This window comes from Xanthomonas sp. NCPPB 2864, assembly GCF_056675615.1.
In genome coordinates this window covers 1-13208 of sequence record NZ_JBWWVS010000010.1, presented here as the reverse complement: position 1 = coordinate 13208, position 13208 = coordinate 1, and the positions used below count along the sequence as shown (strand labels likewise).

Annotated in this window: 12 protein-coding genes, 1 tRNA gene and 1 pseudogene; 3 read left to right on the top strand and 11 right to left on the bottom strand. The window is 64.4% G+C overall.

Going from position 1 to position 13208, the window contains the following annotated elements; genetic code table 11:
- Nucleotides 1–60 precede the first annotated feature (60 nt).
- From pgi to pcnB, 6 genes are all read right to left on the bottom strand, one after another.
- On the bottom strand, nt 61–1575 hold the full coding sequence (gene pgi / locus AC1KVE_RS17725; RefSeq protein WP_065048970.1) for a glucose-6-phosphate isomerase: 1515 nt from the start codon (nt 1573–1575) through the stop codon (nt 61–63).
- Nucleotides 1572–1952: an aspartate 1-decarboxylase gene (panD, locus tag AC1KVE_RS17720; protein WP_024939767.1), complete on the bottom strand. Its 381-nt coding sequence runs from the start codon at nt 1950–1952 to the stop codon at nt 1572–1574. The genes pgi and panD overlap by 4 nt, the downstream gene beginning before the upstream one ends.
- Nucleotides 1953–2128: 176 nt before the next feature.
- Complete coding sequence (gene panC / locus AC1KVE_RS17715) at nt 2129–2971, bottom strand: pantoate--beta-alanine ligase (protein WP_039510409.1); 843 nt, start codon at nt 2969–2971, stop codon at nt 2129–2131.
- On the bottom strand, nt 2968–3783 hold the full coding sequence (gene panB / locus AC1KVE_RS17710) for a 3-methyl-2-oxobutanoate hydroxymethyltransferase (RefSeq protein WP_039510407.1): 816 nt from the start codon (nt 3781–3783) through the stop codon (nt 2968–2970). Before panB ends, panC begins: the two co-directional genes overlap by 4 nt.
- A 35-nt stretch (nt 3784–3818) precedes the next feature.
- Nucleotides 3819–4304 carry a 2-amino-4-hydroxy-6-hydroxymethyldihydropteridine diphosphokinase gene (folK, locus tag AC1KVE_RS17705; protein ID WP_046342387.1) on the bottom strand — a complete coding sequence of 162 codons (486 nt, stop codon included), beginning with the start codon at nt 4302–4304 and terminating at the stop codon, nt 3819–3821.
- Nucleotides 4305–4308: 4 nt separating this feature from the next.
- Nucleotides 4309–5676, bottom strand: coding sequence for a polynucleotide adenylyltransferase PcnB (pcnB, locus tag AC1KVE_RS17700; RefSeq protein WP_024939771.1), 1368 nt, complete (start codon nt 5674–5676; stop codon nt 4309–4311).
- Nucleotides 5677–5723: 47 nt separating this feature from the next.
- Between pcnB and AC1KVE_RS17695 the strand changes: the two genes are divergently transcribed.
- Nucleotides 5724–5798, top strand: a tRNA-Glu gene (locus tag AC1KVE_RS17695).
- 438 nt (nt 5799–6236) lie between these two features.
- Here the strand turns inward: AC1KVE_RS17695 and folE2 are convergent.
- Entirely contained in the window at nt 6237–7166 is a 930-nt protein-coding gene (gene folE2 / locus AC1KVE_RS17690) for a GTP cyclohydrolase FolE2 (protein ID WP_481092459.1), read from the bottom strand.
- Between the two features lie 35 nt (nt 7167–7201).
- Nucleotides 7202–8362 carry an N-acetylmuramoyl-L-alanine amidase gene (locus AC1KVE_RS17685; protein WP_481092460.1) on the bottom strand — a complete coding sequence of 387 codons (1161 nt, stop codon included), beginning with the start codon at nt 8360–8362 and terminating at the stop codon, nt 7202–7204.
- A 219-nt stretch (nt 8363–8581) separates the two neighbouring features.
- Here AC1KVE_RS17685 and AC1KVE_RS17680 point away from each other — a divergent pair, with 219 nt between their 5' ends.
- Both AC1KVE_RS17680 and AC1KVE_RS17675 read left to right on the top strand, forming a co-directional pair.
- The gene (locus tag AC1KVE_RS17680; RefSeq protein WP_046342384.1) at nt 8582–8806 is read left to right on the top strand and encodes a hypothetical protein; all 225 of its coding nucleotides are present in this window, start codon (nt 8582–8584) and stop codon (nt 8804–8806) included.
- 189 nt (nt 8807–8995) lie between these two features.
- Nucleotides 8996–9484 carry a hypothetical protein gene (locus AC1KVE_RS17675; protein ID WP_456362914.1) on the top strand — a complete coding sequence of 163 codons (489 nt, stop codon included), beginning with the start codon at nt 8996–8998 and terminating at the stop codon, nt 9482–9484.
- Here AC1KVE_RS17675 and AC1KVE_RS17670 read toward each other — a convergent pair.
- The 3 genes and pseudogenes from AC1KVE_RS17670 to AC1KVE_RS17660 all read right to left on the bottom strand — a co-directional run.
- Nucleotides 9438–10976 (bottom strand): MASE1 domain-containing protein, encoded by a 1539-nt coding sequence (locus tag AC1KVE_RS17670; RefSeq protein ID WP_065032301.1) that lies wholly within the window; start codon nt 10974–10976, stop codon nt 9438–9440. The two genes, AC1KVE_RS17675 and AC1KVE_RS17670, sit on opposite strands and share 47 nt — an antisense overlap.
- A gap of 383 nt (nt 10977–11359) precedes the next feature.
- A complete protein-coding gene (locus AC1KVE_RS17665) occupies nt 11360–12787 on the bottom strand; it encodes a sugar porter family MFS transporter (protein WP_481093082.1) in 1428 nt (475 codons plus the stop codon).
- Between the two features lie 87 nt (nt 12788–12874).
- Nucleotides 12875–13208 (bottom strand): annotated as a pseudogene (locus tag AC1KVE_RS17660) (xylose isomerase); the annotation flags it as partial.

Sequence of the window (13208 nt, the reverse complement as noted above, 5' to 3'; positions counted from 1 at the left end):
TCCAGAAACGAAACGGGGCCCGCAGGCCCCGTCGTCTGACACCATCGATACGCGACAGGCTCAGCCGCGCAGCTTGGCCAGCAGCTCGCGCGTCACCGGGTCGGCCACGTCGGCCGACTCGCCCTTCAGCGCCGGCAGCAACTGGCTGGCCAGCTGCTTGCCCAGCTCCACGCCGAACTGGTCGAACGCGTTGATGCCCCACATCACCGACTGCACGTAGACGCTGTGCTCGTACATCGAGATCAGCGCACCCAGCGCCTGCGGGGTCAGCGCATCGAGCAGGATCACCGTGCTTGGGCGGCCGCCCGGATAGCTGCGGTGCGGATCGCTGCTGTCCTGGCCGTTGGCCAGCGCTTCGGTCTGCGCCAGCACGTTGGCCATCAGCGCGACGTGGTTCTCCGCATACGGATCGTCGTTGTGCACGGTGCCGATGAAATCGGCCGGCACCACGCTGGTGCCCTGGTGCAGCGCCTGGAAGAAGCTGTGCTGCACATCGGTACCCGCACCGCCCCACCACACCGACACGGTGTCGCTGTCCACTGCAGAACCGTCGAGCTTGACCCGCTTGCCCAGGCTTTCCATCACCAGCTGCTGCAGGTAGGCCGGCAGCAGGGCCAGGCGCTGGTCATAGGTCATCACCGCATGCGTGGCGCTGCCGAGCAGGTTGCGGTTCCACACCGCGGTCAGGCCGTGCAGCACGGCGACGTTTTCTTCCAATGGCGTGTCGAGCACATGCGCGTCGAACTGCGCAGCGCCTTCCAGCAATTGTTCGAAACGCTCGAAGCCGATCGCCAGCGCGATCGGGAAACCCACCGCCGACCACAACGAATAACGCCCACCGACCCAGTCCCACATCGGCAGCACGCGGCTCGGTGCGATGTCGAAGGCCTTGGCAGCGCGCTCGGGATTGGCACTCACCGCATACAGGCGCTCGCTGCCGCCCAGCCAGGCGTGCAGGATGCTGCCGTTGAGCAGCGTTTCCTGGGTACCGAAGGTCTTGGAAATCAGGATGCCGGCGGTGTGTGCCGGGTCCAGCGTGGCCAGCGTGCGCTGCATCGCCGCGCCATCGACGTTGGAGACGAAATGCACGCGGAAACGCGCGCCCGACGGCGCCCGCAAGGCATCGGCCACCAGCCGCGGCCCCAGGTCCGAACCGCCGATGCCGACGCTGACGATATCGGTGACGTCGGTGGCTTCCAGCTGCTGGATCAGCGCGCCCATGCGTTGGCGGACTTCCGCAGCGGTGGCATACGCTTCGGAGGCCACCGGCGCATCGGTCAGGTCGCCGCGCAATGCGGTGTGCAATGCAGCGCGCTGTTCGGTGACATTGACCTGCTCGCCGCGGAACAGGCGCTGGAACGCGCCGGCCAGGTCACGCTCGCGCGCGATGGCGAACAAGGCATCCAGCGCGGCGCGGTCGTACTTCTGCCGCGCGAAATTGAAATACAACGGACCGACCTGCCTGGCGTATTGCGTCGGCCGTTGCGGCTCGGCGGCAAGCAATGCGGGGATGGCAGCGCCGCGCAGGCGCTGGGCGTGGGCGTGAAGCGCGTCGAATCCGTTGGTATGTGTCATGCGGCCTGCGTGGGGATGCTGTGGTTGGTGTGGGTGATCGTGTTGCTGCCGTCCACATATACCAGATTGGGCTTGAAGGTCTCGGCTTCGGCTTCGCTCATGCTGGCGAAGGCGGCCACGATGATCAGGTCGCCGACCTGCACGTGACGCGCGGCGCCGCCGTTGAGCGAAATGATGCCGCTGCCTTCGTCGGCGCGGATGGCATAGGTGCTGAAACGCGCACCGTTGGTGACGTCCCAGATATGCACCTGTTCGAACTCACGGATGCCGGTGGCTTCCAGCAGCAGTCCGTCGATGGCGATCGAGCCTTCGTAATTGAGCTCGGAATGGGTGACGGTGGCGCGGTGGATCTTGGCTTTCAGCAGGGACAGGTGCATGACGGGCAACGGCAAAGGAAAGCCGGCATTTTAGCGGAAAGCGCCGGTGTCCACCGGCCTGCCGCGCAACCGGTGGTGAGGGCTTCAGGCCGGCACTGGACAACTGCGCCTGTGCGCAGGATCGCAGGCGTTGCCGGTTGCGGCGTGACGCAGCGCCTGCAGCGGCATCAGACCGCTCAGAATTCCAGGTTGTCGATCAGCCGCGTGCTGCCCAGACGGGCGGCGATCAGGGCCACGCGCGCGCCGGCATGGCTGTCGCCCGGCTCGCTCAGATCGGGCAGCCGCACCACCGCGTAATCGACGCGGAAACCGGCCTGTTCCAGCGCCTGGGTGGCGGCGTCCTCGACCTGCGCACGCGGCGTGCCGGCCGCGTAGCTGTCGCGCATCTGCAGCAGCACCTTGCGGATCTGGGTCGAGCGCGGGCGCTCGTCGGCGGTCAGATACTGGTTGCGCGAGCTCATCGCCAGGCCATCGGCCTCGCGCACGATGCTGCCGCCCAGGATCTCGATCGGAAACGCCAGGTCGGCCACCATCTGGCGGATCACCGCCAGCTGCTGATAGTCCTTCTTGCCGAAGGCGGCCACGTCCGGCTGCACCTGATTGAACAGCCGCGCCACCACCGTGCACACGCCGTCGAAATGCCCCGGCCGGCACACCCCTTCCAGCACGTCGCTGACGCCCGGGGCGTGGATCGGTGTGGCCAGTGCGGTGCCGAGCGGATACATGGTGTCCACGTCGGGCAGCCACAGTGCATCGCAACCGGCGTCTTCCAGGCCGCGCAGGTCGGCCTCGGGCGTGCGCGGGTAACGTGCGAAGTCTTCGTTGGGGCCGAACTGGGTCGGGTTGACGAACACGCTCGACACCACGCGGTCGGCGTACTGGCGCGCCAGCATCACCAGCGAATAGTGGCCGGCGTGCAGGTTGCCCATGGTCGGCACCAGCGCCACGCGCAGGCCCTCGCGCTTCCAGCCGGTGACCAGTGCGCGCAGGGTGGAAAGATCGGTCAGGGTCTGGATCATGCGGCGTACGCGTGCGCTGCGTCGGGGAAGCTGCCGTCGCGCACGGCCTGCGCGTAAGCGCGCACCGCGCCCGCCACCGAGCCGCCTTCGGCGAGGAAATCCTTGACGAACTTGGGCCGGCGGTGACCGCTGTCCAGGCCCAGCATGTCGTGCATCACCAGCACCTGGCCATCGCAGCCGGGACCGGCGCCAATGCCGATGGTGGGCACGCCGAGCGCGGCGCTGATCTGGGTGGCGATCGGCGTGGGCACGCATTCCAGCACGACCAGGCTGGCACCGGCATCGACCACGGCCTGCGCGTCGCGACGCAACTGCTCGCCGGCTTCGCCGCGCCCCTGCACCGTGTAACCGCCGAAACGCAGCACCGATTGCGGGGTCAGCCCCAGATGCGAGCAGACCGGGATCTCGCGCTCGACCAGATAGCGGATCACCTCGAGCTTGTGCCCGGCGCCCTCGATCTTGACCATCTCCGCGCCAGCCTGCAGCAGTTGGGTGGCAGCGTCCAGTGCGCGCTCGGGCGTGGCATCGGCCTGGAACGACAGATCGGCCACCAGCAACGCCCGCTCCAGCACCCTGGCCACTGCGGCGGTGTGGTAGACCATGTCGGCGGTGGTCACCGGCAAGGTGGAATCGTGCCCCTGCACCACCATGCCCAGCGAATCGCCAACCAGGATCAGGTCGACGCCGTTGGCATCGAAGGTCCGCGCAAAGCCGGCGTCGTAGGCGGTCAACATGACCAGTTTTCGACCCTCGCGCTTGGCCTGCGCCAAGGCGGGCACGGTCCAGGGCTTGCTGTCGGTATGGCTGCTCATGAAGTCATTACGTGGGGTGATAAGCCGGCCATTATCTACCCAATCGGCTCCAGCCCGCAGACATCGATGGCCTGCAGTGCGTGTCGCACTGTTCCATGGCCCGGAATGATCGCCTCCGGAGCGAGCTCGGACAGCGGCAGCAGCGCAAAGGCGCGCACCTGCAGATGCGGGTGCGGGACCTGCAGGCGTGGCAGGTCGATCACCTGATCGGCGTACAGCAGCAGATCCAGGTCCAGCGTGCGCGGGCCCCAGCGCTCGCCGTCAATACGCTGCCGGCCGAAGGCCTGCTCGATGCCGAGCAAGGCCTCCAGCAGTTGCAATGGCGCCAGCGCAGTGCGCAGCTGCGCCACCGCATTGATGAAATCGGGCTGGTCTTCGCGGCCCCAGGCCGGCGTGCGGTACAGGCGCGAGGCGGCAATCAGGGTGGATTGCGGCAGCTCGCCCAGTGCGGCGATGGCCGCGCGCACGCTGGCCTCGGCCGGGCCCAGGTTGGCGCCCAGGCCGACGAAGGCGGTGTGCACGCCCCTACTCGCCTGCCGGTGCGCCGGTGCGACGACGGCGGCGCCGCCGCTTGCGCGGTGCACCTTCCTCGCCTTCGTGATCGGCCTGCGCGGTTTCGATCGCATCGACCAGTTCCTGGCCGGAGGACTTCTGCGCCTCGCGCCAGAACTCCACATCGGCGGCGTGATCGGCCGAGGCGAACTGGCGCAACACCAGGAAATCGAACGCGGCGCGGAAACGCGGATGCGACAAGGTGCGGAACACGCGCTTGCGCTGACGCGAGGAGAAGCGCGTCTGCAGCAGCCAGATTTCCTGCATCGGCAGCGAGAAACGGCGCGGCAGCGCCACGCGCTCGAGCTGATGCAGGGTGACCCGGTCGGCGGCGCGACGCTGCGCGTCTTCCGGCTGCACGCCCTGCGCCTGCAGGCCCATCAAGGTGCGGCAGAACGCCGGCCAGAGCAGCAGGGCGAACAGGAACGCCGGCGACACCGGCTCGTCGTTGGCCACGCGCGCATCGGTATTGCGCAGGCCTTCCAGCACCATGGCGCGCAATGCGCCACTGCGGTTGGAGCGCAATGCGGCCGCACTCTCCGGGAACAGCGCACCGAGCAGGCCGTAACGCTCCAGCCCCTCGAAACTGGCCACACCGTGTCCGGACAGGAACAGCTTGAGAATCTCTTCGAACAAGCGCGCCGGCGCGGCCTCGGACAACAGACCGGCCAGGCGCGGGATGGGTTCTGCGGTGCCGGCTTCGATATCGAAGTTCAGCTTGGCCGCCAGACGCACCGCGCGCAGCATGCGCACCGGATCTTCCTGGTAGCGCAGCTCCGGGTCGCCGATCAGCTTCATCAGGCGTGCCTGCACGTCCTCGAAGCCGCCGCAGTAGTCGCGTACCGAGAAATCCTCGATCGCGTAGTACAGCGCGTTGCAGGTGAAGTCGCGACGGATCGCATCGTCTTCGATGGTGCCGTAGACGTTGTCGCGCACCAGCCGGCCGTTATCCAGTTCGCGGTCGCCGCTGCCATCGTCGATGTTGGCGCGGAACGTGGCCACTTCGATGATCTCGCGGCCGAACACCACATGCGCCAGGCGAAAGCGGCGGCCGATCAGGCGACAGTTGCGGAATAGCGCTTTGACTTCTTCCGGCGTGGCGCTGGTGGCCACGTCGAAATCCTTGGGATGGCCGCCGACCAGCAGGTCGCGGACGGCGCCGCCGACCAGGTAGGCACCAAAGCCCGATTCGCGCAGGCGGTACAGCACGCGCAGCGCGTTGGGGCTGATGTCCTTGCGCGAGATGGTGTGCTGATCGCGTGGGATGACGCGCAGCGTGAACGGAGATGTAACTGAGGGTTCGATGATGGCGCTTCCGTCTTGTGTTGCAGGATTGCCCAACGGGTTTTAGCGCACTATACTAGCGCGCTGCACAAGACGCACCAAACGCTCCCTTCGTCTAATGGTTAGGACGTGGCCCTCTCAAGGCTAAAACAGGGGTTCGAGTCCCCTAGGGAGCACCACCGTCGTCTGACTGCAGAACACGCCAAGACCCCGCACTGCGGGGTTTTTGCGTTATTGGGCATGGGTGGTTGCCGCTGGTCGGGTGGATGCGCCTCGATCCCGCCCAGGGTCAGATAAGCGCAGCTCCCATGGCAACGCCATCGATCCAAGGTGCTGAGATGCGCCGACTGGCTGAGGCTGGTTACGGCGCCGGGCGCTGCGGGTTGCGCCTTGCCGCCGATCGCGCACTTCAGTCCTGCGGCTGCACGTCGTGCAACCTGGCGTGGGCGCATGGGCGTGGCTCTTGCCGATCACCCCAATAAAAAAATCATGTAAGGCCCAATCAACACATAGGCCTGCGCGACCGCGCGTCCGCATCGCCGCAGCGTGCGATCAATCTCGCATTGGCGCGCAGCAACGGCAGATCGACGTGGATGTTTGCATTGCATGGCAACTCCTCACTCGGCGAAGGAAGGAAACGCATCGGCATCGGCACTACTGTCGGTTTCGGCGGTGGCGTCATGGGCATGCAGACTTTCCAGGTGGCGCACCGCCACATGGAAGACGGCATGGCGCTCGGCCAGCACCTTGCGCAACCGCCGCGCGGCATCTTCGACATACATCAGGTTGGCGCCATTCAAGCGGGCAAACGCCTGCTCGTCGATGCGCCGTACCGCCGCCTGCACCGGCGTCGCCAGTGCCTGTTCGCACAGGCTGACCAGCTCGCGGATGTCCAAGCGCTGCGCGCATGCGCTCAGCTCCACGCGCACCTGCGCCACGCTGCGCTGGCTATGCGGCGTGGCGTACGAACCGTTGTGTTGCAGCCATTGCGCAACCTCTGCGAGCGGTAACGCATCGCGCCCTTGGTGCTGCTGCAAAAACGCATCGCTCAGCAACTGGCGCGACAAGGCCGCCGAACAGGGACAGGTGGAGGCATACAGCACATCGACCTGCAACTGGATCTCGGTGTGGCCTGCCCTGGATTGCGCATCGATGCGCACCGGATAGGCGCGCCAACCGCTCAGTCCTTCGCTGCGCAGCGCCGGCATCCGCAGCATCAACTCGAAGTTCAGCGCCAGCCGCGCCGCACGGCTGCCGCAATCGGCATGACTGTCGATCAGCGCCTGCAGCAGATGCGACACCATCGCCGGCGACACCGGCTGCTCCAGATGCCGATCCAGCAGGCGGTACAAGCGCGACATGTGGATGCCCTTGAGTTCCGGGCGCGGCAGATCCACCTGCACGATGGCACGCGCGGCTACGCTGCCGCCGGGCCCGGCATCGGCCAGCCGCAGCGGCACGGCGATGTCCTGCATGCCGACCCAGCGCAGCGGCGCGCTCAGTGGGGAAGGTTCGGTAACGGCAACATCGGGCAGCGTGGCGGACATCGAAAGCTCGTAGAAGGGATGAGGGCAATCGCGCCTCAGGCGCGACCGGGAAACATCTGGAAGTAATCGTCGATACCGGCATGCAGCATGTGCGCCAGTTCGTCCTGATGCGTATCGCCGCACAGCCGCCGGCAATCGTCGCGATTGCTCATGAAGCCGGTTTCCACCAGCAGCGACGGAATATCCGGCGACTTCAACACGGCAAAGCCGGCCTGCCCGACCTGGTCCTGATGCAGCCGCGTCACCTGCTGCAGCCGCCCGAGCATCACCTTGCCGAACGCCACGCTGCTGGCGATGGTGCCGCTCAGCGACAGGTCGGCCAGCACCTGCGACAACACCGGGTTGCTTGGCACCCGCAGACGGCGCGTACTGTCGCCCATGTCGTCGGCGGCGTTTTCGCTGTCGGCGATCCAGCGCGCAAATGCAGAGCTGGCGCCGTTCTGCGACAAGGCAAACACCGACGCGCCGCGCGCCTGGCTGCTGGGCGCAGCATCGGCATGGATGGACACGAACAGATCGGCATTGCGGCGATGGGCGATCAACACCCGCTCGTGCAACGCCACGAAGCGATCATCGCTGCGGATCATGGTCGGCCGGTAACGCGGATCGGCCGCCAGGCGCTGGTGCAGCCGCCCCGCGACCGCCATGGCCACATGCTTCTCGTAGCGCGCATCGGCACTGACCGCGCCGGGATCCTTGCCGCCGTGACCGGCGTCGATGGCGACCACGTAGGGATGCAGGCGGGAGCGCGTGGGCGCAGCCGCCGCAACGGCCGGCTCGGTCGGATCGGCCGCGGACAACGACGCAGTGCCGGACACAGCAGCAAGATCGACCACCAGTGCACCATCCTCCCAGCGCGCCGTGGCTGTCAGCGGCTGCGCCAGATCGAGCACCACGCGCAGCCCATCGCCGTGCGAGCCGCTACGGATGGCGACGACCGCGAGATCGTCAGGCAATGGATCGATCTGCGGTGGTTGCGTCGAAACGCCCGGCAGGTCGATGACCAAGCGCGCTGGATTGGACAGGCTGAAGCTGCGGTAGGCGACCTGCGTACTCAATGCGAGCCGAAGTCGCAGTCCCGCGCCCTGACGCTGCAGATTGCAACTGCGCAGCAGCGGCTGCGGCTGCGCGTGGACCAGGTGCGGCGACAGCACCAAGGCGGCACCGACGGCGTGCAACACCTGCCGCCGCCTCATCGAGCCAACCCCGGAGGATCGACGTGGCCACCGCGCCACTTCGAGCACGGACGGTTCGGCATGGTGACCAGGCAAACGACACTCTGCGGCAAGGAACGCGACACGGCGTGACCGGACGAACGATGGATGAAGTGTTATAAAGTAACACTTATTGCGCAAAATCAAGCCCGCCGTGCCCCGCCACTGCCCTCACGTTCACTTTTACCGAAGAGCACAACGATGTCGCCCGTCATCCCCGACAGCTATACCGCCTGGCGCCACTGCATCGAAGTCGACTGCGCCCAGCCACTGACCGCCCCTTTCATCACCCAACGAATCGCAAGCCTGCGCGATCTGAGCGACCACCACACCCAGCAGTTCTTGCGTCGTTGGGGCGAATCTCATCACCGGCGAGTGATTGGATGGTTTGAACGTGCCGGTGGCGAACTCGAGCCGAGCCGCTAAATAGCGCGCGCGCTCCAGCACTGCACATCACGCCTGACCGGATAGGTCCAGGTAACAGCGGATGCGGTTGACTGTTCCTCGCTGATCGGCGGACGGTATGCCGCAGCGATTTTCTGCGACAAACAATCAACAAAATCTGCCATTCAACACGTAACGTATAAGCGCCTGAATCGCAGGCGGAGTTGCCCCATGCAGGGGGAAGGCAAAATCATGAAGAACGCAAAAACCTGGCCTATGGCTTTTTGTTTAATCATCGGACTCTTCGCATCGAGCGCGGCGATGGCTGATTGCTGCCCCAGTGGCGGCATCGGCGCGCCCGCCGTCGGGCTTGGCGATAGCAATCCCAAGGCAGCCAACCTCGCTATGGACTCCTCGCTTGCCATCTACGAGTTCCATCGTGATGGCGTGACATATTTGCAAATCAACGACGTCACCGGTGTGGTCCACGCTGTCGTCGCCCGGGTGGATGACGCTCTATGGACCCTACCAATGGGCAAGGATGTGGATCGCGTTGTATTGCCCAAGAAAAATAAAATCTCCTCAGCTCCAAGCCTGAGCGAGCTGACTGCAAACGATGCAGCCCAGATCAATCAAGCCCAACTTGTCTATAAGACAAGAAACTTCACAGTGCTCACACGGCGCGGAGCAACTGGGGATCAGTGGATCGTGTCTCCCTGACCAGTACGGGATTGGCTTCAGCCACCAGGAATGTCAGAACCAATGCATGGCGGCGATGAAACATGCCGCCATGCGCTTTCAATCTTGCTTTCAGTTCTGCTTCTACGTCATTCGAGTCGCGCCGTACCGCGTCAACCGATGAGGAATCAGCAATAACACGCACTGCAACACCACGCGTCTCCCTCGCTATCCATGCACGCACCTGGATGAAATGCCTACCAGCCGGAGGCAGAATCTCGACGCAATTGAGCACACTGCGATAGGCACTCAACTGTAGCTCCAAAGACAGGCTCCTACAGTCGCCACGAAACACACATTGGAACTTGGAAGCGCAGAAGCGCTCAAGCGCCGGCGAACATAGCGCTTGATACAACCCATGCGTTTCTATTTCCAACGGATACAATGCAGCCACATATTGCTGCAACAGCTGCGATTCGATAACACCCACTCTTGTCATCTCCATCGCAACCGAATGCTGCCCTTTTGCTCTCAAATCGGCCACCACATCTTTGCGCATCCGATTGATCTGCACATTGATGTCGGAGTATTCAAGCACGCGATTGCGCAACAGGCGCTCGGCGCTGGCGTAACTTGCGCGACCAAAGGTATAAATATCATCCTTCGACTGATTCGATATACCGCCGCGGGCAGGCTCACGCAGACGGGCGTTGAAGACAAACAGAATCGTCGTCACAAACGCATAAAGCAGTTGGATATTGAAAACAGCCTGATCAAAGAACCCGAGCTGATACACCTTAGGCATCGAGAACTCAAGCGCAAAGCTTGCCAACAGCGCCCCTAAGGCATTCCCTCTCCACCCATGCCTGAAAGTCAGTACCACCATCGGTACGAGCATCGCGACCATCAAAACGTTTCGAATCGATGGATCATTCAGGACACTAAGAGTGAAGAAGAAGCTGAGGACAACAACCACAGCGACACCAACATCCCGCGGAAAACTGGAACGCACAGGGCTCTCATTCCAATTGGCCCACAACATTACCGGCAACAACAGGGTGAGCACGCCGAGATAGCTGCCCGCCCCATATCGCAACAGCAGGTCTATTACAGGGTAGATCGGCGGCCCACCGAGCAGCCCATTCAATAACAGGCTGCATAACGCATTCCAAAGCGCTAGCGCGAGAGCCGCGGGGACAAGCCACTGCTCCCGCTTGACGATGTAAGGAGCGCGGTAACGCAGCAGTCCAATCGCACAGGCGATCAAGGGCGCGTGCAATAGGGGGCTCAAATACGACCAGAGCGGGCTGAACCCCTGAAGCTCGCCCAAAGGAATCCGCAGGAACAACATCGCTGCGGCGTCCCCCGCCAACAGAAACGGCCACTCCCGATAAGGTCGATAGAGCAAGGTAACAACCCGCAAACCAACTGGTAGGTACCACTGATCAAGGGAAAAACGCCAAAGCATCAGAAACACCAGGCAGTAGCACACGCTGATCAGCATGCCCCTGACAAGCTCTTTAGCTACCGCCATACCACCACTCCTTGGTTCCACGATTCGCCCTAGTCTGGAGGGAAACTGCCTGGTGGAGTATAGCGGTGGCGCACAATTTGCAAAAAGAGCCGGTGCCCTCCCAGGCGGTTATCGCCGTTGAAGACGCGCATTGCACTTTGCTGGTGCGTTGGGCCACATGGGAATCAGGTCGCCTGACACAGCACAGGCCGGAGCTGCCGGCAGTCACGAGACGACGCATGCACCCAATCCAGCCCGACGATGACAGCCAGCGCGATTGGAGCACCTGCAGCGATGCAGGCATGCGAGACATCGGCAAGGTCCCGGCAAGACCATCAACGAACAAGGCCGCGCAGTGCGCGGCCTTGTTCGTCTTCCATGCCGATATCCGCATAACGGGGAGATCAGCCCTCCATCTGCTCCAGCTCCTTGCCCTTGGTCTCGTAGACGTACTTGAGCACGAAGAACACCGAGATGAAGGCGGCGACGGTGTAGATGCCGTACGCGCCGGCCAGGCCGATGCTGCCGAGCAGGATCGGGAAGCTGACGGTGATGGCGAAGTTGGAGGTCCACTGTGCGGCGCCGGCAATGGCCAGGCCCGAGCCGCGGATCTGGTTAGGGAACATCTCGCCCAGCATCACCCACATCACAGGGCCCCACGAGGCATTGAAGAACACCACGTAGACGTTGGCGGCCACCAACGCGAGCATGCCCATGGCATCGGACATGGCGAGCTTGCCGTTGGGGTCCAGCGAGGCGGTGGCGAAAGCATAGGTCACCAGGGCCAGCGAGACCGCCATGCCGGCCGAGCCGATCCACAGCAACGGCTTGCGGCCGATCTTGTCGACCAGCATCACCGTGACCAGGCAGGCGCCGATGCTCAGGCCACCGGAGAGCACGTTGATCAGCAGTGCGTCCTGCTCGGAGAAGCCCACCGCCTGCCACAGCACCGCGCCGTAATAGAACACCACGTTGATGCCGACCAGTTGCTGGAACACCGCCAGGCCCACGCCGATCCAGACGATCGGGCGGATCTTGCCGGTGGCCTTGTTGATGAGGTCGGAGAACTTGGGCTTGTGCTGGTCGGCCGACATCGAGGCCGAGATCTCGGCCAGCTTGGTCTGCGCGGCGGCGTTGCCGTACAGCCGCTTCAGCACCACCAGCGCCTGCTCGCGGCGGCCCTTGACCACCAGGTAGCGCGGGCTTTCCGGGATGACCAGCAACAGCAACAGGAACAGCAGCGAGGGAACCGCCTGCATCCAGAACATCCAGCGCCAGGCGGCCTGCCCGGCCCATAGCGGCTCGGTGGAGGCACCGGCGGCGTTGGCCAGCAGGTAGTTGCTCAGGAATGCGCAAAACAGCCCGCTGATGATGGCGATCTGCTGCATCGTGGCGAGCCGGCCGCGATAGCGCGCGGAGGCGACCTCGGCGATGTAGGCCGGCGAGATGACGCTGGCGGCGCCCACCGCAAAGCCGCCCATCACGCGAGCGTAGATGAAGAAGCCGGAACTGTGCGAGGCACCGGCGCCAATGGCCGAGAGCAGGAACAGTGCCGCCGAAATGATCAGGACCGCACGGCGACCCCAGCGGTCGGCCAGACGGCCGGCAAAGAAGGCGCCGATGGCGCAGCCCAGCAGCATCGAGGCGACTTCGAACCCGGTCTCGGCGGCACTGGAATTGAAGGTCTGCTTCAGGCCGTCGACAGTGCCGTTGATCACACCGCTATCGAAACCGAACAAAAACCCGCCGATCGTGGCTACGCAACTGATCAGGACGATAAAACGGGTGTTCTCACCGGCATCGGGGGCGCCGTTTACGGAGACACTGGACATGGATTCACCTGGAAGCATGCAAGGGAGCGGCCACGGGGGCGGCCGACATCGGCCGGCGACGCGCAGTGCGCCGCCGGCCACGGGACATCAACGGGTCAGATACTGGTTGATCAGGTTCTCGTAGGCTTCCTGACGGCCGCTGAGCTGCTTGGGTTCGTTGCCGGCGGCGTACTTGGCCAGATCCACCAGCGTGCTGCTGCCGTTGGCGAAATCCGCACCCGCGCCGCTGTCGAAACTGGCGTAACGCTCGGCGCGCCACTGCTCCAGCGGCGAGGAAGTCAGCAGCGCATTGGCCACTTCCAGCCCGCGTGCGAACGCGTCCATGCCGCCGATATGCGCCAGGAACAGATCCTGCGGGTCGGACGACTCGCGGCGCACCTTGGCATCGAAGTTCAGTCCGCCCGGTGCCAGCCCGCCCTGA